General features: G+C 63.4%; 13 protein-coding genes, 1 other RNA gene and 2 pseudogenes. 9 read left to right on the forward strand and 7 right to left on the reverse strand.

Annotated features, from left to right (window positions below; all coding sequences use genetic code 11):
* Positions 1-47 precede the first annotated feature (47 nt).
* From folE2 to rpmG, 5 genes are all read left to right on the forward strand, one after another.
* Complete coding sequence (gene folE2, locus RGQ15_RS08665; RefSeq protein ID WP_409201311.1) at positions 48-1,031, forward strand: GTP cyclohydrolase FolE2; 984 nt, start codon at positions 48-50, stop codon at positions 1,029-1,031.
* 59 nt (positions 1,032-1,090) lie between these two features.
* Positions 1,091-3,550: an ATP-dependent helicase gene (locus RGQ15_RS08670; RefSeq protein WP_311159817.1), complete on the forward strand. Its 2,460-nt coding sequence runs from the start codon at positions 1,091-1,093 to the stop codon at positions 3,548-3,550.
* Positions 3,551-3,603: 53 nt separating this feature from the next.
* Positions 3,604-4,377: a SpoIIAA family protein gene (locus RGQ15_RS08675; protein WP_311159818.1), complete on the forward strand. Its 774-nt coding sequence runs from the start codon at positions 3,604-3,606 to the stop codon at positions 4,375-4,377.
* 34 nt (positions 4,378-4,411) lie between these two features.
* Positions 4,412-4,781, forward strand: an RNA gene (gene rnpB / locus RGQ15_RS08680) — RNase P RNA component class A.
* Positions 4,782-5,034: 253 nt separating this feature from the next.
* Positions 5,035-5,202, forward strand: a complete 168-nt coding sequence (gene rpmG / locus RGQ15_RS08685) for a 50S ribosomal protein L33 (RefSeq protein ID WP_101752137.1) — start codon at positions 5,035-5,037, stop codon at positions 5,200-5,202.
* Between the two features lie 95 nt (positions 5,203-5,297).
* On the opposite strand, the gene RGQ15_RS08690 is transcribed toward rpmG, so the two are convergent.
* Genes RGQ15_RS08690 through RGQ15_RS08700 form a run of 3 tightly spaced genes read right to left on the reverse strand, consistent with a single transcriptional unit; the run spans position 5,298 to position 10,583 of the window.
* Positions 5,298-8,534, reverse strand: coding sequence for an error-prone DNA polymerase (locus tag RGQ15_RS08690; RefSeq protein ID WP_311159819.1), 3,237 nt, complete (start codon positions 8,532-8,534; stop codon positions 5,298-5,300).
* Complete coding sequence (locus RGQ15_RS08695; RefSeq protein WP_311159820.1) at positions 8,534-10,045, reverse strand: Y-family DNA polymerase; 1,512 nt, start codon at positions 10,043-10,045, stop codon at positions 8,534-8,536. Before RGQ15_RS08695 ends, RGQ15_RS08690 begins: the two co-directional genes overlap by 1 nt.
* Entirely contained in the window at positions 9,963-10,583 is a 621-nt protein-coding gene (locus tag RGQ15_RS08700) for an ImuA family protein (RefSeq protein ID WP_311159821.1), read from the reverse strand. The genes RGQ15_RS08695 and RGQ15_RS08700 overlap by 83 nt, the downstream gene beginning before the upstream one ends.
* A 378-nt stretch (positions 10,584-10,961) precedes the next feature.
* Here RGQ15_RS08700 and RGQ15_RS08705 point away from each other — a divergent pair.
* Positions 10,962-11,133: pseudogene (locus RGQ15_RS08705) on the forward strand (integrase core domain-containing protein); the annotation flags it as partial.
* Between the two features lie 289 nt (positions 11,134-11,422).
* On the opposite strand, the pseudogene RGQ15_RS08710 reads toward RGQ15_RS08705, so the two are convergent.
* Both RGQ15_RS08710 and ssb read right to left on the reverse strand, forming a co-directional pair.
* A pseudogene (locus RGQ15_RS08710) lies at positions 11,423-11,884 on the reverse strand (site-specific integrase); the annotation flags it as partial.
* Between the two features lie 528 nt (positions 11,885-12,412).
* Entirely contained in the window at positions 12,413-12,940 is a 528-nt protein-coding gene (ssb, locus tag RGQ15_RS08715) for a single-stranded DNA-binding protein (RefSeq protein WP_311159822.1), read from the reverse strand.
* A 232-nt stretch (positions 12,941-13,172) separates the two neighbouring features.
* Between ssb and RGQ15_RS08720 the strand changes: the two genes are divergently transcribed.
* Positions 13,173-13,817: a lytic transglycosylase domain-containing protein gene (locus tag RGQ15_RS08720; protein WP_311159823.1), complete on the forward strand. Its 645-nt coding sequence runs from the start codon at positions 13,173-13,175 to the stop codon at positions 13,815-13,817.
* Positions 13,818-13,885: 68 nt separating this feature from the next.
* Here the strand turns inward: RGQ15_RS08720 and RGQ15_RS08725 are convergent, their stop codons facing one another.
* Both RGQ15_RS08725 and hemB read right to left on the reverse strand, forming a co-directional pair.
* Complete coding sequence (locus RGQ15_RS08725) at positions 13,886-14,458, reverse strand: lipid-binding SYLF domain-containing protein (protein WP_311159824.1); 573 nt, start codon at positions 14,456-14,458, stop codon at positions 13,886-13,888.
* 69 nt (positions 14,459-14,527) lie between these two features.
* Positions 14,528-15,526: a porphobilinogen synthase gene (gene hemB / locus RGQ15_RS08730; RefSeq protein ID WP_311159825.1), complete on the reverse strand. Its 999-nt coding sequence runs from the start codon at positions 15,524-15,526 to the stop codon at positions 14,528-14,530.
* Positions 15,527-15,697: 171 nt separating this feature from the next.
* Here hemB and RGQ15_RS08735 point away from each other — a divergent pair, with 171 nt between their 5' ends.
* Complete coding sequence (locus RGQ15_RS08735) at positions 15,698-16,267, forward strand: hypothetical protein (protein ID WP_311159826.1); 570 nt, start codon at positions 15,698-15,700, stop codon at positions 16,265-16,267.
* A gap of 45 nt (positions 16,268-16,312) precedes the next feature.
* A complete protein-coding gene (mfd, locus tag RGQ15_RS08740) occupies positions 16,313-19,768 on the forward strand; it encodes a transcription-repair coupling factor (protein ID WP_311159827.1) in 3,456 nt (1,151 codons plus the stop codon).
* The last annotated feature ends 53 nt before the right edge of the window (positions 19,769-19,821 follow it).

Here is a 19,821-nt window from a genome sequence, read left to right on the forward strand (position 1 = left end):
TCGTTCCCAGTCCCCAAATTCGTCCCGACCTGTCAGGGGAGACGACCATGACCGAAGCCCGCCCTGTCGCCACGGATCGCGCCTATCCGGCGCTGTCGCGCGAATACCCCGCGGATTTCCGTGTCGATGACCGATACAAGGCAAGCCTGCCTGACCTGCAGAACGGTCCGGCCAGCCTGATCGTGGGTGCGCGCGCGCCGATCCAGCATGTCGGGATCTCGAACTTCCGCTTGCCGATCCGATACCAGACCCGTCCCGATTCCACCCATGAAGGCGGAGAGGTGACGCTTGAGACTTCGGTCACCGGAACGGTCAGCCTTGAGGCAGATCGCAAGGGCATCAACATGAGCCGGATCATGCGCTCATTCTACGCCCATGCCGAGAAGCGCTTTTCGGTCGGCGTGCTGGAAGCCGCTCTCGACGACTACAAATCCGATCTGGAAAGCTTGGATGCCCGTATCCAGATGCGCTTCAGCTTTCCGATGCGGGTCGAATCCCTGCGTTCCGGCCTGACGGGCTGGCAGTATTACGACATCGCGCTGGAACTGGTCGAGCGGGCGGGCCAGCGCCTGCAGATCATGCACCTGGATTACGTCTACAGTTCGACCTGCCCTTGTTCGCTGGAACTGTCCGAACATGCGCGCCAGATGCGGGGGCAATTGGCCACGCCGCATTCGCAGCGCTCGGTTGCGCGTATCTCGGCCGTGATCCAGGGTGAGCATCGCATGTGGTTCGAGGACCTCGTCGACCTTTGCCGCCGGGCCGTGCCCACCGAAACGCAGGTCATGGTCAAGCGCGAGGACGAACAGGCGTTCGCCGAACTGAACGCCGCGAATCCGATCTTCGTCGAGGATGCCGTAAGGGCCTTTGCCGGCGTGCTGATGTCGGACGCGCGCGTGGGCGATTTCCGTGTGGTGGCCAGCCATCAGGAATCACTTCATTCACATGACGCGGTCAGCGTGCTGACGCGGGGCGAGACCTTCGCGCAGGCAAGCCTCGACCCATCGATTTTTGCGGGTCTTCGGGCTTGATGTGAACAAGGCGTGAACATGGGCTTTCCCCGCACGCCAGCAGGGGCTATGTTTGCGCAATGAACGAATTCGACGAATTTGACGCCTTCGAGGCTGCAGCGGCTCCTGTGCCCCTGTCGCAACGGGCGATGGGCGCGCGCCCGATGCCCTATCTGGACGGGCTGAACGCGGCGCAGCGCGAGGCGGTCGAGGTGCTTGATGGACCCGTCCTTCTGCTGGCGGGTGCGGGAACGGGCAAGACACGGGCCCTGACGACGCGCATCGCGCATCTGCTGACGCTGAACAAGGCCAGGCCGGGCCAGATCCTTGCAGTGACCTTCACCAACAAGGCCGCGCGCGAGATGAAGGAGCGTATCGGCCGCCTCTTGGGCGAGATGGTCGAAGGCATGCCTTGGCTTGGGACGTTCCACTCGATCAGCGTCAAGATCCTGCGCCGCCATGCCGAACTTGTTGGCGATGCGACGCTGCATCTGAAGCCAAGCTTCACCATCCTCGATACCGACGACCAGATCCGGCTGTTGAAACAGCTTATGGAAGCGGAGAATGTCGATGTGAAGAAGTGGACCCCGCGTTGGGTAGCATCGCACATTGACAACTATAAAAACAGATGCTGGCGGCCAGATGCCGTTCCTGCCTCGGCGGAAAAGACAATCGAACGCGTGCCTGGAACATTCACTACCAAACGTGATGGAGGTTCGGGGCATGAAGTAAAAGTGACAGAGGTCTATCGCCAATATCAGCGCCGTCTGCTGGAACTGAACGCGGTCGATTTCGGCGACCTCTTGATGCATTGCGTCACCATCTTCCAGGCCCATCCAGACGTGCTGCGGCAATGGCAGGACCGCTTCCGCTATATCCTCGTGGACGAGTATCAGGACACCAACGTCGCGCAATACATGTGGCTGCGCCTGCTCGCCAAGGCGCATCGCAACATCTGCTGCGTGGGCGATGACGACCAGTCGATATATGGTTGGCGCGGTGCCGAGGTCGGCAACATCCTGCGTTTTGAAACCGATTTCCCCGGCGCCAAGGTGATCCGTCTGGAGCGGAACTACCGCTCGACGGCGCATATCCTGGCCGCCGCCTCGGGGCTGATCGCGGCGAACCGGGGGCGTCTGGGCAAGACCCTCTGGACCGAGGCCGAGGGCGGCGAGAAGGTTCGCCTGATCGGTCATTGGGACAGCGAGGCCGAAGCCCGCTGGATCGGAGAGGAAATCGAATCCTTCCACGGCGGCCATCGTCATGCGGTGGGCCAGCGCGGCCTGAACGATATCGCGATCCTTGTCCGCGCGTCCCACCAGATGCGGGCCTTCGAGGACCGCTTCATGACCATCGGCCTGCCGTATCGCGTCATCGGCGGCCCGCGTTTCTATGAACGGCAAGAGATCCGCGACGCGATGGCGTATTTCCGGCTGGCTGTGTCGCCCACGGACGACCTGGCGTTTGAACGGGTCGTGAACCTGCCCAAGCGGGGTCTGGGTGACAAGGCCGTGCAGAAAATCCAGGTCGAAGCGCGCGAGCGCGGCCTTTCCCTGCTGGAAGGCGCGGCCTCTGCCCTGGCCGTCGGCGCGATCGGGGGCAAGGGTGGTGCCGCGCTGCGTGTCTTTGTCGAGAGCATGGGGCGCTGGCATGCTGATGCCATCGACAGCGCCGCGAACCACGTCGAATTGGCCGAGCGGATCCTGGACGAATCCGGCTATACCGCGATGTGGCAGAACGACAAGTCACCCGATGCGCCGGGCCGGCTCGACAACCTGAAAGAGTTGGTCAAAGCTCTGGAAGAATTCGAGAACATCCAGGGCTTCCTCGAACATGTCGCGCTGGTCATGGATAATGACAAGGCCGAGCAGGCCGATCAGGTCAGCATCATGACGCTGCACGCCGCCAAGGGCCTTGAATATCCCATCGTCTTCTTGCCGGGGTGGGAGGACGGGCTTTTCCCCAGCCAGCGCAGCATGGACGAGACCGGCATGAAGGGGCTCGAGGAAGAACGGCGGCTCGCCTATGTCGGCATAACGCGGGGCGAGGAACTGGTCACCATCAGCTTTGCGGGCAACCGGCGCATGTATGGACAATGGCAATCCAGCCTGCCTTCGCGTTTCATCGACGAGCTGCCTGAGGATCATGTTGACGTTCTGACCCCGCCCGGGCTTTACGGCGGGGGCTACGGAGCTGCAGCGCAGTCCTTTGGTCATCAGTCCCATATGCAGTCAGGAATGCACGATCGCGCCGCCAAGGCAGACGTCTATAATTCGCCCGGCTGGAAGCGTATGCAGCAACGCAGTGCCGATCGCGCGCAGCCCGTGCATCGCGCGCCGGTCATCATCGATGCCGAGCCTGCGGCGCGTTTTTCGGTGGGGGATCGGGTGTTTCACCAGAAGTTCGGCAATGGGACGGTGATGGGAATTGCCGAGGATACGCTGACCGTCGAGTTCACGACCGGTTTCAAGACGATCAAGGCAGGCTATGTCCAGCCGGCTTCCGCAGGTGGGGGCGGTCTGGACGACGTGCCTTTCTGAGAACCGGCGCGCTGACGCATGCGTTTCCTTGTCTAGCGAGAGGAGACGTTGAAATGCTCGATATCCAGACAGACGAGACGCGCAACGTGATCATGGCGCGACCCGAGGGGCCGCTGCCGGCCAGCGCCTTCGATACGCTTGGGCAGACCATCGACGATTACGCCAGCAAGCACGACCGGATGCCCGGTCTGGTCGTTTTCCTGAAGGGCGTGCCGCATTGGGAGGGAATGTCGGCCCTGCGCGCGCATTTCGATCTTGTGCGCAAGCGGGCCTCGGTCCTTCCTCGCGTGGCCATCGTCACGGATGTGGCCGGGCTTACCTTTCTGCCGGGGCTTGCCAATGTCTTCGTTCGGGCGCGGGTGCGCCAGTTCGATGCCGGGGATCAGGAACAGGCGATTTCCTGGGCCGGATCGCCCGAGGCAACCCCCGAGGGCTATCAGATCCTTGAGGGGTTTCCCGATGACGTCATCGCCCTTCGCGCCTTGGGCGAGGTGACTTCAGGCGATTACGAGGACAAGCTTATCCCCCTGGTTCGGGATAAGGCCCAGAAACACGGCAAGCTGCGGCTGCTGATGCAGATCGGGCCCGAATTCGAGGGTTACACGGCAGGAGCCATGTGGGACGATGCGCGCCTTGGCCTGACCCATTGGCGCAGCTTCGAACGCATTGCGGTGGTCAGTGACATCGGCTGGATCACCCGTTCGATCAAGCTTTTCGCACCGCTGATGCCGGGCGAGGTGGCGGTCTTTCCGAACGCTGCCTTCGAGGCTGCAAAGGTCTGGATCATCTCGGATGAAGGTGTGAAAGGTTCGGCCGGCTCGGCTTGACCATTGGCGGGTATCGGCCTATCTCGTCGGTCGCGCGGATGGCCGGATGACCGCGGCGAGCAATCGTCGAGGAAAGTCCGGACTCCATGAAGGCACGGTGCCGGGTAACGCCCGGCGGGGGTAACCTTAGGGAAAGCGCCACAGAGATGAGACCGCCTGTGCTTGCGCAGGTAAGGGTGAAACGGTGGGGTAAGAGCCCACCGCGGGACTGGCAACAGGACCGGCAAGGCAAGCCCCACCGGGAGCAATGCCGAATAGGGACCGCGCGCCGCAAGGCAGGGCTGCTTTCGCCCCAGCAGGTCCGGGTTGGCAGCTAGATCCCGTCAGCAATGGCGGGGCCAGAGGAATGGTCATCGAAGGGGGCAACCCCGGAACAAAATCCGGCTTACAGGCCATCCGCGCGTTTTTGACCGATTCGTCTTTCCATGTCAGGCTCCACCGCTTTGGCCCGCCCGGTCAGCGGCATTGTCCGGGCTTTGCGTCGGGATCCATCGAACCGGGCCGGGCAGAGGCTCATGGTTTGAAATTCCCCGGCAATCCCGAGATTTCCTGCCCGATTCCCGGTTGACTTTGACGGCCCGGAAGCTAAAAGGCGGCTTCCAAGAGATTCCACGGGGTTTGCTATACGCGTTTTGCCCCGCAGCAGGAGCGAAGCAAATGGCGAAGCCGACGACGATCAAGATCCGTCTGAACTCCTCGGCCGGTACGGGGCACTTCTACGTTACCAAGAAGAACGCTCGTACCATGACTGAGAAGATGACGGTCAACAAGTACGACCCGGTTGTGCGCAAGCACGTCGAGTACAAGGAAGGCAAGATCAAGTAAGATCTGCCGATCCGGACCGATCCAAGCAGGACCGCGCCCCGCAAGGGACGCGGTCCTTGCTTTTTCGGCGCGTCCTGTTCCGCCTGCCGCGCGGCCTAGTGGAAGTCCCGCGACCGGGGCAGGATCCGATGCTGGCGCGGATGCCCGGGGCGGGGCGCGGGTAGCTCGCCGCGGGGCGCAACCTCTCCTGACAGGCGCAGAAGCGCGTCGGATCGGTCGGCAAGCCAGTCGGCGACGACATGGGTCACGCCCTCTGCGCGCTGCACGCGACCATGTACCTCAAGCAGCCGCGCGGTCATTGCCACCTTGCGGAAACGGGCGAAGACCTTGGGCCAGATGACGAGGTTGGCGCTGCCGGTTTCGTCTTCGAGCGTGACGAAGCAGACGCCCTTGGCGCTGCCGGGCCGCTGGCGGATCAGGACGATCCCGGCCATGCGCAGCGTGGCCCCGTTCGGAAGACCTGCCAGCCCCTGTGCGGCAACGTAGCCCTGCCGCTGCATGCTGCGACGCAGGAAGGCGATGGGATGGGCCTTCAGCGACAGGCGCAGCGTCTGGTAATCGGCTGTCACATGCTCGCAAAGGGGCATGGCGGGCAGCATGATCTCGGGTTCCTCGCCCTCGTCCCGCTCGCGGAACAGGGGCAGGTCGGGCGCGTCGCGCAGCGCGCGGGCCTGCCAGAGCGCGCCCCTGCGATCCAGCCCCATTGAACGCAGCGCATCCGCCGCCGCGATCTGCCGGAGTGCCCGGGCATCCAGGCGGGCGCGGCGCTGAAGCTCTGTCAGATCGGCAAAGGGCTCATCCCGCGCCTCGGTCAACCGCGCGGCCTGACTACGCGCGAGCCCGTCGATCTGACGCAGGCCGAGACGCAGTGCGAACCCCCCGCCGCAGGGTTCAAGCTGGTTGTCCCAATCGCTGAAATTCACATCGACCGGCAAGACGGGCACGCCATGTTCGCGCGCGTCGCGCACGATCTGGGCGGGGGCGTAGAAACCCATCGGCTGGCTGTTCAGAAGCGCCGCGGCGAAGGCATCGGGAAAATGGCAGCGCAGCCATGCCGAGACATAGACCAGATGCGCGAAGGCCGCGGCATGGCTTTCGGGAAAGCCATATTCCCCGAACCCCTTGATCTGGTCGAAGCAACGTCGGGCAAAGACAGGGTCGTAGCCGCGCTCGATCATGCGGCCGACCATCTTGTCCTGCAATTCTCCGATCGTGCCGCGAGAGCGAAAGGTCGCCATCGCCTTGCGCAGCTGGTTCAGTTCGCGTGCGTCGAAGCGGGCGGCGATCATGGCGATCTTCATCGCCTGTTCCTGAAAGATCGGAACGCCCAGCGTCCGGTAGAGGATCTTTTTCAGTTCGTCGGGATCGCCGTCGCGCGGTGAGGGATATTCGACCGGCTCGCCATTGCGGCGGCGCAGGTAGGGGTGGACCATGTCGCCCTGAATGGGGCCGGGGCGGACGATGGCGACCTCGATCACCAGGTCATAGAATTCGCGCGGTTGCAGACGGGGCAGCATGTTCATCTGAGCCCGGCTTTCCACCTGGAAGACGCCCACGCTGTCGCCTTGGCAAAGCATGTCATAGGTGCGGTCGCACTCGGCCGGGATCGTCGCCAAGGTCAAATCGCGCCCGTGATGCGCGCGGATCAGGTCGAAGCATTTGCGGATGCAGGTCAGCATCCCCAGGGCCAGCACATCGACCTTGAGGATCTTCAATTCGTCGATGTCGTCCTTGTCCCATTCGATGAAGCTGCGATCGGCCATTGCGCCATTGCCGATGGGGACGGTTTCGGTCAACGGCCCTTCGGTCAGGATGAAGCCGCCGACATGCTGCGACAGGTGGCGGGGCATGCCGATTATTTCCTCGGCCAGCTTCACCGTGCGGGCCATCAACGGGTCGGTCAGGTCGATCCCTGCCTGGTCGGGATGCGCCGCGCTCATGTCCTCGCCCCAACTGCCCCAGACGGTATTGGCCAGGGCCGAGGTCACGTCCTCGGAGAGGCCCATCACCTTTCCCACCTCGCGGATGGCGCTGCGCGGGCGGTAATGGATCACGGTGGCGCAGAGCCCCGCGCGGTCGCGGCCATATTTGGCATAGATGTGCTGGATCACCTCCTCGCGGCGCTCATGTTCGAAATCGACATCGATATCGGGCGGCTCGTCGCGATCCTCGCTGATGAAGCGTTCGAAAAGCAGTTCATGGACGGCCGGGTCGACCGGGGTGATGCCAAGCACATAGCAGACCGCCGAATTCGCCGCCGAGCCACGCCCCTGGCACAGGATGCCATTGGCCCGCGCATGGGTGACGATTTCATGGATGGTCAGGAAATACCGGGCAATCCGCTTCTTCTCGATCATTGCCAGTTCCCTGGAAATGGTCTGGCGGACTTCGCCGGGCAGGCCGCCCGGATAGCGGGCGGCCGCGCCCTGCCATGTCAGGTCGGCCAGATGGTCCTGCGCCGTCCTGCCTGCGGGCACGCTTTCATGGGGGTATTCGTATTGCAGTTCGTCCAGCGAAAATCGGCAGGCATCCGCGAATTCGCGCGTGGCGTGGATGGCGTGGGGCCAGTCGCTGAACAGGCGGATCATTTCGGAAGGGGGCTTCAGATGGCGCTCGGCATTCTGCGCAAGGCGCAGCCCGGCCTGCGCGATCGTTGTGCCCAGGCGGATGCAGGTCATCACATCCTGCAGCGGGCGGCGTTCGGGCGCGTGGTAATGCACGTCGTTGGTGGCAAGGATGGACAGCCCCGCCGCCCGCGCCGCCCTGTCAAGCCGATTGATCCGGGCCCGGTCGTCGCCACGGTAAAGCCAGCTTGCCGCGACATGGGTAAGTTGGGGCAGGCGTGCGGCAAGCGCGGGCAGGGGGCTGAGATCATCTCCGGGCAGCCAGATCAGGCGCAGGCCCTCGGCATGGGCGGCCAGGTCCTCCAGCGACAGATCACAGGCCCCCTTCCTTTGCCAGCCGCCCTCAAGATCCCACCGCCGCCCTTTTGAGATCAACGAGGAAAGCCTGCCGTAGGCGGCGCGGTCGGTGGGATAGGCGAGAAACCCCGTGCCGTCTTCCAGCACGATCCGCGCCCCGATGACCGGGCGCAGACCCAGTTGCTTGGCCGCCGCATGCAGGCGCACGACACCCGCGAGGCTGTTCAGGTCGGCGATGCCCAACGCGTCATGGCCCTGCACATAGGCGGTCGCGGCCAGTTCATGCGGATGCGAGGCGCCGCGCAGGAAGCTGAAGGCGCTGCTCACCGCCAGTTCGACGTAATCCGCGGGCGGGTTGTGGCCATGGCTTTCTGGCAGGCGAGGCTTGGCATGGGGCGGTTGTTCCGGCATCAGGCGAAGATCCCGTGCAGAAACCAGCGCGGCGTGCCGCCACGGCCGTCATGGGCCAGCCCCTCGCGATAGATCCACAGGCGCAGGCCGGTCGGGTCCTCGATCCGGAAATAGTCGCGCAGCCGCGTCCCCGAACGATCGCGCCACCATTCGGGGGCAATGCGCTCGGGCCCGGCATGGCGGGCCACCCGCAGGGTCTGGCGGCGCCAGATGAACAGGGCGGGCGGCCCTTCGGGGATGGCATAGATCACGCGGATTTCCTCGGGCGGGGTCAACAGGCGCAACGGGCGGTCGGCACGGGCAGGCAGGGCGGGCGTATCCGTCAGCGGCGCGCCGGGGGTCTCGGCGCGCTCGGGCAGATGGCTTTCGCGCGGCAGCGGCCGACTGATCGCGCCCGTGCCGAAGCGCGCGGTCAGGCGATCCACCAGCCGGGCCAGTTCCAGCCCTTCGACGCCCTCGCCATCCAGGCCGGGCTGAGCCGCTGCCAAGGGCTCCACCGCCTCCGCGACAAGGCGCAGCAGATCAAGGCCGAAGCCCGGATCGACATTGTCGAGCCTGCCGGCAAAAAGCCGCAGCAAGTGATCGGCATCGCGGGTTGGGCTGGCGGTCGTGACGCTGACTTCACGCCGCTCGCCATCGACGCGGAAAAGCGACAGCCGCACCCGGCGGCAGCCCTGATCCTGCCCGGCAAGCAGGGCGCAAAGATCGCGCATCAGGCCGGGCAGCCAGTCGCTCGGGTCCATCACCGCTTCGGCCAACCGGCGTTCCGCAAGGAAGCGGGGCGGAGGTTCCGGCGCATCCAGCGGCTCGGGCAGGCGGCCTAGCATCTGATCAAGCCGGGTCAAGGGGTTTTCGGCGAGGTTTGCGCGGCCAAAGCGGCGCATCAGTGCAAGCCGCGGGATGGCGGCCAGATCGGCAATGGTCTTGAGCCCCAATCTCCGCAGCAAAAGCACTGTCTGCGGATCAAGTCGCAATGCAGCCACGGGCAAGGGGGCGAGGCAGGGCAGGATCTCGGACCCGCAGATCGCGCGTTCAGGGCCCAGGCGGGCCAACCCCCAAGCCGCGCCTCGGGTCGGGGCGATGGCCAGGCGCACGCTGAAACCGGCACGGGCGAAAAGCGCCTGCATTCCCTTGAGCATCGCGACTTCGCCGCCGAAAAGGTGGTCCGCTCCCGTCGTGTCGATCAAAAGCCCGTCCGGCCCGTCGGGCGCGCTCCATGGGGCCCAGCGACATGACCAATGGACAAGGCGAAGCAGGGTTTTCGAATCGTCCATGTGATCCGCATCTGCGACGTTCAATGCGGGATGAACGGCTTTTGTATCAACAATCCTTGCACCTTTTGATATGCCGGAAAGGCGCGCCGAGCGGTTCATGTCATGCACGATCGGACCATGCGGACCGGCTGTGGCCAGAACCAGTGGCCTATCCTCAGGCCAACCGACGTTTCGGCGCTGCCAGCTCTCGATTGCGAGATGGGGCAAGGAAATCGAGACGATCCGCCGTTCGATCATGACGCGCCTCCCAAAGCGATGGGGGCGCGCCTCGGGCGCGGAAGAGTTCGGCACGCCAGCGTGGATCGCCCGGTGCCTGCGGGTCGTCGGGATCGGGGACCGAGGGCAGGGCTGTCAGGCGCCAGCGCATGCGTGCAGCACTTGTTCCCTTGGCGGGGGCGGCGTGGCGAATCAGCCAGCAGGGGATGCCCGCCGCTTCGGCGCGCAGGGCAAGCCTGCGGCTGGCAGTGAAGCTGAGCGCAGGCGGCGCGCCATGGATTTCGCCAATCACCGCGGCAAGGGCATGGCTTTGCAGCCCGTCCTCGAGCGCGCTCAGCACGTCGCTTGCCCGCATCAGGTCCAGTCGCAGCAGAATCCGGCCCATGCCGGGAAGGAAGGGGGCGCCGAACTCGATCCGGCTGAGCCTGTCCTGGGCCCAGAGCACATGTCCACGCGGCAGGGCAGCCCGGACGAATCCGGCTGCAGCCCCGTCGAGGGGGCGAGTGCCAAAGGCTTCGGACAGGACCGGCGCCTGCCAGCCCGAAGGCTGCGGTGCCAATGGGGCTGACGCCCGCCCGAGAGGCGCGACCCCGGAGGGAAAAGGGTTTGCGGTCATGGATCAGGCTTTTATGTTCCTGATTTGTTCCTATTCCGACAAAAGCGATTCGTCAATTCACGCCCGCTTGGGTGAAAGGGTTGCCAGTTCGGCCTCCATGACCACGGCTTCGTATGGCTGCTTCGGCGCTCGGCTTCCCTAAGTTTTGCTATTGGTGACTGCCGACATCATCGCGCTTGCCAGCGGATATGGCCGCTATGGCGCGTCGCTGTGCTGCTTGGGGAGGCGGGCCGTGAACGTGAAGCGGGTCGATCGGACTGGGCTCATCTTGGGATGGAGGAGGATCAGAAAACAGTCCGGGGGACTGTTTTCCCGACGACGGGTTATTGCGAAAGCTTCAACGCCAGCTTTGCTCAATGGCGAGATCTTCTACACGCTCGCCGAGGCGAAGGCTGTCATCGAGACCTGGCGGCGCCACGACAACACGAAACGCCCGCATTCCTCGCTGGGCTACAGGCCTCCGGCCCCCGAGGTCCTGCAGTGGCCGGCTTAGCATGCACCAAGATTGAAACCGGACCACCCCATTGGGGCAGGCCAGCGGGGCGGTCAGGCCCGAAGCTCGTAATCTTTCCCAAAGGTCGAATGTATACTGCATGTGGGACAGGCAAGTTCCCCGTCGGCCTTTCGGACACACATAGTGCAATATGTTCGGCTTCGATGATATTCAGTAAATTCTGACCATTAGACGAGCCGCGAAAGCGATTGAAAATCGCTGCGGCTGATCCTCCAGTTAGCGAATCGATCCAATTGACCGAAGGAAATGTTGTTCCCATAGCCCGATCTGCGAGGTTCTCAATCCATGCTGATCTCAGCGAATGAGGATGCAGGCCGGGAACATTCAAATGATGTCCCAGTTGCTTAACCGCATCGTAGACCACTTCCTTGGAGATGGGTTGCCCACGCGAGACAGGGCCATGGCTTAAGAACAAAAAGTTCGAGCCGGTCAACTCCGCAGCATCGGAATGGTGGTTGTATAGGTATTCTTCTATTCTTTCGGAAACGATATAAAGGCGACGCACGATCCGATCGTAGGTCTTGGCATTCTGTTCCTTAAGCCGCGGTTCCTCGATGTCGTCTGAACGACGAGCAGCAGTTAACTTTCCTTGGTTGGTATTGACGTCATTTAGGTTCAGTTGCCTGAGTTCGCGGTCGCGCAGTCCGACAAGGGCCAAAGTAGTCGCAATCGCCCGATTTCGGCTCCGTATTTCATCTTTGACCCAAGTCTCCGAGGGGTCTCCAGTCATGATGATCTCGATGACCCTTGCAAGTTCTTGATGCTCGACAAAACCGCACACTTTGTGTGCTGTTGAGCAAACGCCTGATCGAATCTGGCTTTGGTGACTTTCACCTCGTTGAGCTGGCAAAGGCTGGAAAGTGAAACGCAGCAGAGTTGAGCAATCGACTGAATCTCGGCGGTAGTCAGGGATTGCCCATCTTCCATCCGGTTTTCGAAATCCGGAAAAGCCGTATGTGGCTCAGAAGCAGAAGGTCGTTGGCGACGACCTCCATAGTCCCCCAGGCGGCCTCGTTTCCTCGACGGTTCAAGAGGAGGCAGGTCGGGCAGTGGGCAGGGCAACCATCTGCTTCGAGGAGGAGCGGCAAACGCTCCCCTTCAGGTCGGAGATGTATCGAAACGCGTCGAAACTTCCGCTGTTGTGCTGGCATGCCCGATATCGAACTGGTTGCCTTACCTTTTGTTCGATAGCAGCCCCTTACCCCTCTGAGGGTAAGGGAATTTTTCCTGTCAAACTTCCGATCTGGAGGTCTACGCCCTAGAACGGGATTTCGTCGTCGAAATCCGGCCGTCCGCCCGAGGATTGCCCGCCCCGGCCACCACCGCCGTAACCGCCGCCCGAACCCGAGCCGCCGCCGGAATAGCCGCCACCTGACGAGCCGCCTTCATAACCGCCGCCACCATAGCTTTCGTCACGTCCGCCACCCGAGCTGCCGCGGCCATCAAGCATGGTCAGTTCGCTGCGGAAGGGGCGCAGAGCCACCTCGGTCGAATAGCGGTCGTTGCCGTTTTGGTCCTGCCACTTGCGGGTTTCCAACTGGCCTTCGACATAGACCTTGGAGCCCTTTTTCAGGAACTGCTCGGCAACGCGCACCAGCGGCTCGGAATAGATCGCCACGGTATGCCATTCGGTGCGCTCGCGGCGTTCCCCCGAATTCCGGTCCTTCCAGGTTTCCGAGGTGGCGATGCGCAGGTTGGCGACCTTGCCTCCGCTGGGGAAGGTGCGGATCTCGGGGTCTTGACCCAGATTGCCGATCAGGATCACCTTGTTGACGCTGCCTGCCATGCAAACGGTCCTTTGTCTTTGCGTGTCTCGTTCCGGATGGTCTAACGCTTCTTGCCCGGTGGCGGCAAGGGGCTTGGCCATTGCGCTTCATGTGACCCGAAGGCCACGGATTCGGCGGCATTTCGCCGATCAACAAAGTGATCGGGCAGGAGCGGAAACAGGCTTGCAGCATTTGCCGCCCTTTGGGCTATAGTGACGCACAAAAAAGAACTGTCGGCATGAGGGACGAGAAATGGTTTCACCTGCACGCGCCCGGCTGCGTCAATTGGGGCATGCCACATTGGCGCTGGCTCTGAGCTGTTCGATCGCATTGCCGGCCTCGGCCGATGGGCTGCGGCTACAGAAAAGCGGCAAATCGCGTATCGCCCAGTTCGAGCGTCAGACCAGGTTGATGGATAGCCGCCTGGCGGGACAATACCAGCAATCCGCCCGGCTGCGACCAAGCGGGGTATCGACGAAAAGCGTGGTGGATATCGCGCTGCCCACGGCCATCCCGGCCTACAAGGGCAGCCGCCGCAGCGAATACCTGCCCCATGCCCGGGCCATGGCCCGCAAGCATGGCGTGCCCGAGGACCTGTTCTTGCGTCTTGTCCAGCAGGAATCCGGATGGAACCCGTCGGCGCGCTCGCACAAGGGGGCGCAGGGGCTTGCCCAGTTGATGCCCGGCACGGCCGCGAAGCTGGGGATCAACCCGAACGACCCCAAGCAGAATCTGGAAGGCGGGGCGCGATACCTGCGAATGATGTACAACACGTTCGGAAGCTGGCGGCTTGCGCTTGCGGCTTATAATGCCGGACCGGGTGCCGTTGCCAAATATGGTGGCGTGCCACCTTATCGCGAGACAAAGAACTACGTCCGCATCATCCACGGAAGCTGAGCCTTTGCTTCGGCAATGAAAAGGCCGCGACAGATGCGCGGCCCTTATCTGTTCCCTATCTGCCCGGCCTAGAAGGTCGACGGGATCACGCGGTTGTATTTGGTGCCTGCGATGGCGGCACCTGCCATCAGTCCGGATTGGCCAAAGACCATCGCAACGACGGGTTGCTGCGCGGTGATCGTATCGGTGCCCAGCGAAAGACCGCGCGTCGGCAGCGCGTAATAGGCGTCGGCCTCGGCCACCCAGCCATTGGCGCGGCGGAAATCGGAAAGCGCCGCGTCGGTCTGGAAGATCAGCACATGGGCATATTGCTGCGCGCCGATCTGGAAGCCGACGCTGGCCTGCGTCGCCGAATAGTAATCCACCGTGACATTGTTGATGCGCAGCGCGCCCTGACCATAGGCGCCGCCGACGCCGAAGCCGGCTTCGGTCATCAGAGGCATGTAGAGAACGCCCTTGGCGTTCTGCACCATGCCCGACACACCGGGATAGGTTTGCAGCAGATAGTTGCGCGTCGCATCCACGCGCGCGTCAAGCCGCGCCGAGGCGTTCTGGCCGACCGCGTTGTTGCACGCCGCCAATCCGAAGGCCGTCATCCCCAGAAGCAGACCGCGCCTGCTCAAACCATTGGGCGATTTCATCTTTCCCTCATCCCTCTGATCGGCGGTTGGCCCGCCCGTTGGACCGGGATGATAGGGCCTTTCGCCCCGTCACGCCAGTAGTTCGGCAACCTGCGGCGCGTAATAGGTCAGGATGCCATCGCAGCCCGCCCGGCGGAAGGCAAGCAGGCTTTCCAGCACCACGTCGCGCGACAGCCAGCCATTGCGGATCGCCCCCTCCAGCATGGCGTATTCGCCGCTGACCTGATAGGCATAGGTCGGGACCGCGAACTGATCGCGGACCATGCGGCAGATGTCCAGATAGGGCATGCCGGGCTTGACCATGACCATGTCCGCCCCTTCCGCCAGATCGCGGGCGACACAGCGTATGGCCTCTTCGCGGTTCGCCGGGTTGATCTGGTAGGTCTTCTTGTCGCCCACGAGCCTGCCCGAGGCTCCGACCGCATCGCGGAATGGGCCGTAGAATCCGCTCGCGTATTTCGCGGCATAGGACAGGATCGCCACGTCCTTGTAGCCGTTCGATTCGAGCGATTGGCGCAGCGCGCCGATGCGGCCGTCCATCATGTCGGAAGGGCCAAGAATGTCGGCGCCGGCTTCAGCCTGCGCCAGCGCCATGCGACAAAGCGCCTCGACCGTCTCGTCGTTGACGATGACCCCGTTGCGCACCAGACCGTCATGGCCATTCGCGTTATACGGGTCCAACGCGATATCGGTCATGACGGCGAGATCGGGGGCAACCTCCTTGATGGCACGGATCGCCCGGTTGCCGATGTTCTCGGGGTTCCAGGCGCGTTCGCAATCCTCGGTTTTCAAATCGGGATCGGAATGGGGAAAGATGCAGATCGCGGGGATGCCCAGCCGCATCGCGGTTTCGGCTGCGCGCCTGGCGCCGTCGAGCGTCAGTCTTTCGACGCCGGGCATCGAGGGGATCTCGCCCGCACCACCTTCGACTTCGGTCACGAAAATCGGCCAGATCAGGTTGCCGCGGGTCAGGTTCGTTTCGGTCGCAAGGGCGCGCAATGCGGGCGTGCGGCGCAGGCGACGTAGCCGGGTGGCCGGAAAAGGGGCTACGATCGGATTCGGGGACATTGCGGACCTTCCTCTTTGGCCGCGCGAAGGATCGGGCGCGCGCGAAATTTGACCAGACCCTGCACCCTCAGTTGCAGCGGCGCAACCCCCGCGGCCAAAGGGCACGAGAACGTGGTTTTCCTTTTCCCGTCGCGCCGCTAGGTTCCCTGACGCCGTGCCCCGGAGACCGACTTGCCATTGACCCAAGGTATCTTGACCATCCTCGACAGCCGATCCTTCGGCTCGATCTGGTTTTGGTTGCTTCTGACGCTGGCCTGGATCATGGCCGGCCGCAGGATTCTGGGCGTTCCGGCAGACATCCTGTCACAGGTTCCACGAAAGCCCGGACTGGACGAGGATCACCCTGCCGCGCTGTTGCTGCTGGACTGGCTGTCCTTGACCCTGCCGCGATGGCGGATCGCCTCGCACGAGGCGACGATTCTCATGGGTATTTCGGCCTTCATCGTGACCGTGCTTTCGCTTCTGGGTTTTGCTTACGGGCTGGAAATGGCGCAGGCACTTGTCCTGCTGACGGTGCCGTTTTTCGTCCTTTTCATCCTTGAGGCGCGACTTGCGCGTCGTGTCGAAACCATCCTGCAGGCGGCCGAACGTGGCGAGATCGGGGTGAACAGTGCAGCCTACGCCGCGGCACGATTGATGCGCCGACAGCGCGGCATGATCACTGCCGTTTCGATCCTCGCAGTGGCGGTGACGGCCTATCGTGGCGCGATCTGGATGATGACCCATCCTTTCGGCTTCTAGCGAGGTTATCTTGACAAGATCCCGTACCGCTTTACCTCGTTCCCCATGTCCGATCACCTGATCCTTTCCGGGGCACCCGAAGGCCTCGACGCCGCGCTGATCGCGCGCGAATTGTCGCGCGGCCAGCCTGTCATCCACATTGCCCGCGACGACCGCCGCATGGCCGCGATGCGGGCTGCTCTGGCCTTTTTCTCGCCCGCCGCCGTTGTGCTGGAATTTCCTGCCTGGGATACGACGCCCTATGACCGGGTGTCGCCCGCGCCGGGGGTGATGGCGGCGCGCATGGCCGTGCTGACCGCGCTCGCCCATGGTGCGATCAGAGGCCCCTTCGTGCTGCTGACGACGCTCGGTGCCGCCATGCAGCGGGTCCCACCGCGCGAGGCGCTGCGCGACGCCAGCTTTTCGGCCGCCGTCGGCAGCCGCCTGGACGAAGGCGCGCTCAGGGACTTTCTGGCGCGCATGGGCTTTTCGCAATCGCCAACGGTGACCGAGCCGGGGGATTTCGCGGTCCGTGGCGGTATCATCGACATCTATCCGCCGGGAGAGGGCGGGCCGATCAGGCTCGACATGTTTGGCGATGTGCTGGAAAGCGCCCGCCGCTTCGATCCCGAGACGCAGCGGTCCACCGAGAAACTGGACAGGGTCGAGCTTGCCCCCATGTCCGAGGTCATTCTGGACGAGGCTGCGATTACCCGCTTTCGCCAGAATTACCGGGTTGAATATGGCGGTGGGGCGAATGATCCCCTTTACGAAGGGATCAGCGCCGGCCGCAAGATGGCGGGGATGGAGCATTGGCTGCCCTGGTTCCATGAACGCATGGACAGCCTTTTCGCCTATCTGCCCGAGGCGACCGTGGTTGCCGACGATCATCTGGATCAGGTGAGGGATGCGCGCTGGCACACCATCGGCGAGCAATTCGACGCGCGTCGCGAGGCACTCAAGCGCAAGGGGGGTACGGACAGCGTCTATCGCCCCGTGCCGCCTGCCGAGATGTTTCCCGATGAGGTCGACTGGAAGGCATGGCTTGCCCCGCACCGGATGCTGAGGCTTTCGGTCCTGCCCCAGCCGCCAGGTCCTGGCGTACTGGACGCGGGCGGTCGGGTCGGGCGCAATTTCGCGCCCGAGAGGCAGGCAGAAAAGGGAAACCTGTTCAAGGCACTGGCTGATCATATTCGACATCTTCAAGCCTCGCGCCGGGTGGTGATTGCAAGCTTTTCGGAAGGTGCGCGCGAGCGTCTTGCCGGATTGATCGCGGATGAAGGCATTCAGGGCGCCAAGCCCGTCGCAGACATGCGCGATCTGCCGGGCCAGCCGGGTTCGATCGGCCTTGCGGTCTGGCCGCTGGACGAAGGGTTCGTTGCTGACGGTCAGGCAACAGGGCCGCTGGCTGTCATCTCGGAACAGGACGTGCTGGGTGACCGGCTGATCCGGGGCGCGAAGAAGCGCCGCAAGGCCGAGAATTTCCTGCGCGACACCCAGACCCTGTCTCCGGGCGATCTCGTCGTTCATGTCGAACACGGCATCGGGCGCTATACCGGGCTGGAAACCGTGATGGCGCTGAAGGTCCCGCATGATTGCGTGGCGCTGGAATATGCGGGCGGCGACCGCTTGTATCTGCCTGTCGAGAACATCGAGTTGCTCAGCCGCTACGGGCACGAAGAAGGCATGCTCGACAAGCTGGGCGGCGGCGCCTGGCAGGCCCGCAAGGCCAGGCTGAAAGAACGCATCAAGCTGATCGCCGACAAGCTGATGCGGGTCGCGGCCGAACGCCTGCTGCGTCCCGCCCCGGTGCTGGAACCCGAGCATCACGAGATCGAAAGCTTCGCGGCCCGATTCCCCTATGCCGAAACCGAAGACCAGGCCTCGGCCATTGTCGATGTGACCGACGATCTGGCGGCGGGTCGTCCGATGGACCGGCTGATCGTCGGCGATGTCGGCTTCGGCAAGACCGAGGTCGCGATGCGCGCGGCCTTCATCGCCGCCTCGCAGGGGCGGCAGGTCGCGGTGGTCGCGCCGACGACGCTGCTGGCGCGGCAGCATTTCCGCACCTTTGCCGAGCGCTTCCGCGGCACCGCGATCAATGTCCGCCCGCTTTCGCGCTTCGTCTCGGCCAAGGATGCGACCGAGACCCGCAAGGGCCTTTCCGAGGGCACGGTGGACATCGTCGTCGGCACCCATTCGGTGCTGGCCAAGCAGGTGCGCTTCAAAAATCTCGGGTTGCTGATCGTCGATGAGGAACAGCATTTTGGCGTCGCCCACAAGGAGCGCCTGAAGGAGCTGCGCAGCGACATCCACGTCCTGACCCTGACCGCGACGCCGATCCCGCGTACCCTGCAACTTTCGCTGACCGGGGTCAGGGACCTCTCGATCATCGGCACGCCGCCGGTCGACCGCCTCGCGATCCGCACCTATGTCAGCGAATTCGACAGCGTCACCATCCGCGAGGCCCTGCTGCGCGAGAAATATCGTGGTGGGCAGAGCTTCTTCGTTGTGCCGCGCCTGACCGACCTGCCCGAGATCGAGGATTGGCTGAAGGAGCATGTCCCCGAGGTCAGCACTATCGTCGCCCATGGCCAGCTCGCGGCGGGCGATCTCGACCAGCGCATGAACGCCTTCTATGACCGAGGCGCGGATGTGCTTCTGGCGACGACCATCGTGGAATCGGGTCTCGACATCCCGACGGCGAATACGATGGTGGTCTGGCGCGCCGACATGTTCGGTCTGTCGCAGCTTTACCAGATTCGGGGGAGGGTAGGCCGGTCGAAGACGCGGGCCTATTGCTACCTGACGACCAAGCCGCGCGTACCGCTGACCCCTCAGGCGATGCGGCGGCTGAAGTTCCTCGGCGCCATCGACAGCCTGGGCGCGGGCTTCAATCTTGCCTCGCAGGACCTGGACCTGCGCGGCGCGGGGAACCTGCTCGGCGAAGAGCAATCCGGCCATATCAAGGAGGTCGGCTTCGAGCTTTACCAGCAGATGCTGGAGGAAACGATTGCCAAGCTGAAATCCGGCGAGATCGAAGGCACGCCCGAGGATGAATGGGCACCGCAATTGAATCTCGGCGTTCCGGTGACGATCCCGGAAAGCTATATCCCCGATCTGGACGTTCGGTTGGGGCTATACAGGCGGCTGGCGGAACTGACGACCAAGGTGGAACTCGAAGGCTTCGCCGCCGAATTGATCGACCGCTTCGGCCCGCTGCCGCGTGAGGTGAATACGCTTCTGCTGGTCATCCGCATCAAGGCGATGGCGAAACGGGCGAATATCTCGAAGCTGGATGCTGGGCCCAAGGGCGCGACCGTGCAATTCCACGGCGACAAATTCCCCAATCCTGCAGGTCTGGTCGAGTTTATTCATGACCAGAAAGGGCAGGCCAAGGTCACCGACAACAAGATCGTCGTGCTGCGCGACTGGCCCAGCGATGCAGACCGCATCAAGGGGGCTTTCGCCATAGCCAAGGACCTGGCAGCCAAGATCAAGGAAGGCAAGGCCAAGGGCTGATGCCGGATCTGCGGAAATGAAATCGGGCGGCCGTTGGGCCGCCCGTTTGCATT

The organism is Paracoccus sp. MBLB3053 (genome assembly GCF_031822435.1).
In the GTDB taxonomy this organism is placed as follows: Bacteria; Pseudomonadota; Alphaproteobacteria; order Rhodobacterales; family Rhodobacteraceae; genus Paracoccus; species Paracoccus aurantius.

Excerpts from the sequence above, each read along its gene's own strand:
- folE2 (WP_409201311.1), top strand. The coding sequence starts at position 48 with ATGACCGAAGCCCGCCCTGTCGCCACGGATCGCGCCTATCCGGCGCTG.
- RGQ15_RS08670 (WP_311159817.1), top strand. The coding sequence starts at position 1,091 with ATGAACGAATTCGACGAATTTGACGCCTTCGAGGCTGCAGCGGCTCCT.
- RGQ15_RS08675 (WP_311159818.1), top strand. The coding sequence starts at position 3,604 with ATGCTCGATATCCAGACAGACGAGACGCGCAACGTGATCATGGCGCGA.
- rpmG (WP_101752137.1), top strand. The coding sequence starts at position 5,035 with ATGGCGAAGCCGACGACGATCAAGATCCGTCTGAACTCCTCGGCCGGT.
- RGQ15_RS08690 (WP_311159819.1), bottom strand. The coding sequence starts at position 8,534 with ATGCCGGAACAACCGCCCCATGCCAAGCCTCGCCTGCCAGAAAGCCAT.
- RGQ15_RS08695 (WP_311159820.1), bottom strand. The coding sequence starts at position 10,045 with ATGATCGAACGGCGGATCGTCTCGATTTCCTTGCCCCATCTCGCAATC.
- ssb (WP_311159822.1), bottom strand. The coding sequence starts at position 12,940 with ATGGCAGGCAGCGTCAACAAGGTGATCCTGATCGGCAATCTGGGTCAA.
- RGQ15_RS08720 (WP_311159823.1), top strand. The coding sequence starts at position 13,173 with ATGGTTTCACCTGCACGCGCCCGGCTGCGTCAATTGGGGCATGCCACA.
- RGQ15_RS08725 (WP_311159824.1), bottom strand. The coding sequence starts at position 14,458 with ATGAAATCGCCCAATGGTTTGAGCAGGCGCGGTCTGCTTCTGGGGATG.
- hemB (WP_311159825.1), bottom strand. The coding sequence starts at position 15,526 with ATGTCCCCGAATCCGATCGTAGCCCCTTTTCCGGCCACCCGGCTACGT.
- mfd (WP_311159827.1), top strand. The coding sequence starts at position 16,313 with ATGTCCGATCACCTGATCCTTTCCGGGGCACCCGAAGGCCTCGACGCC.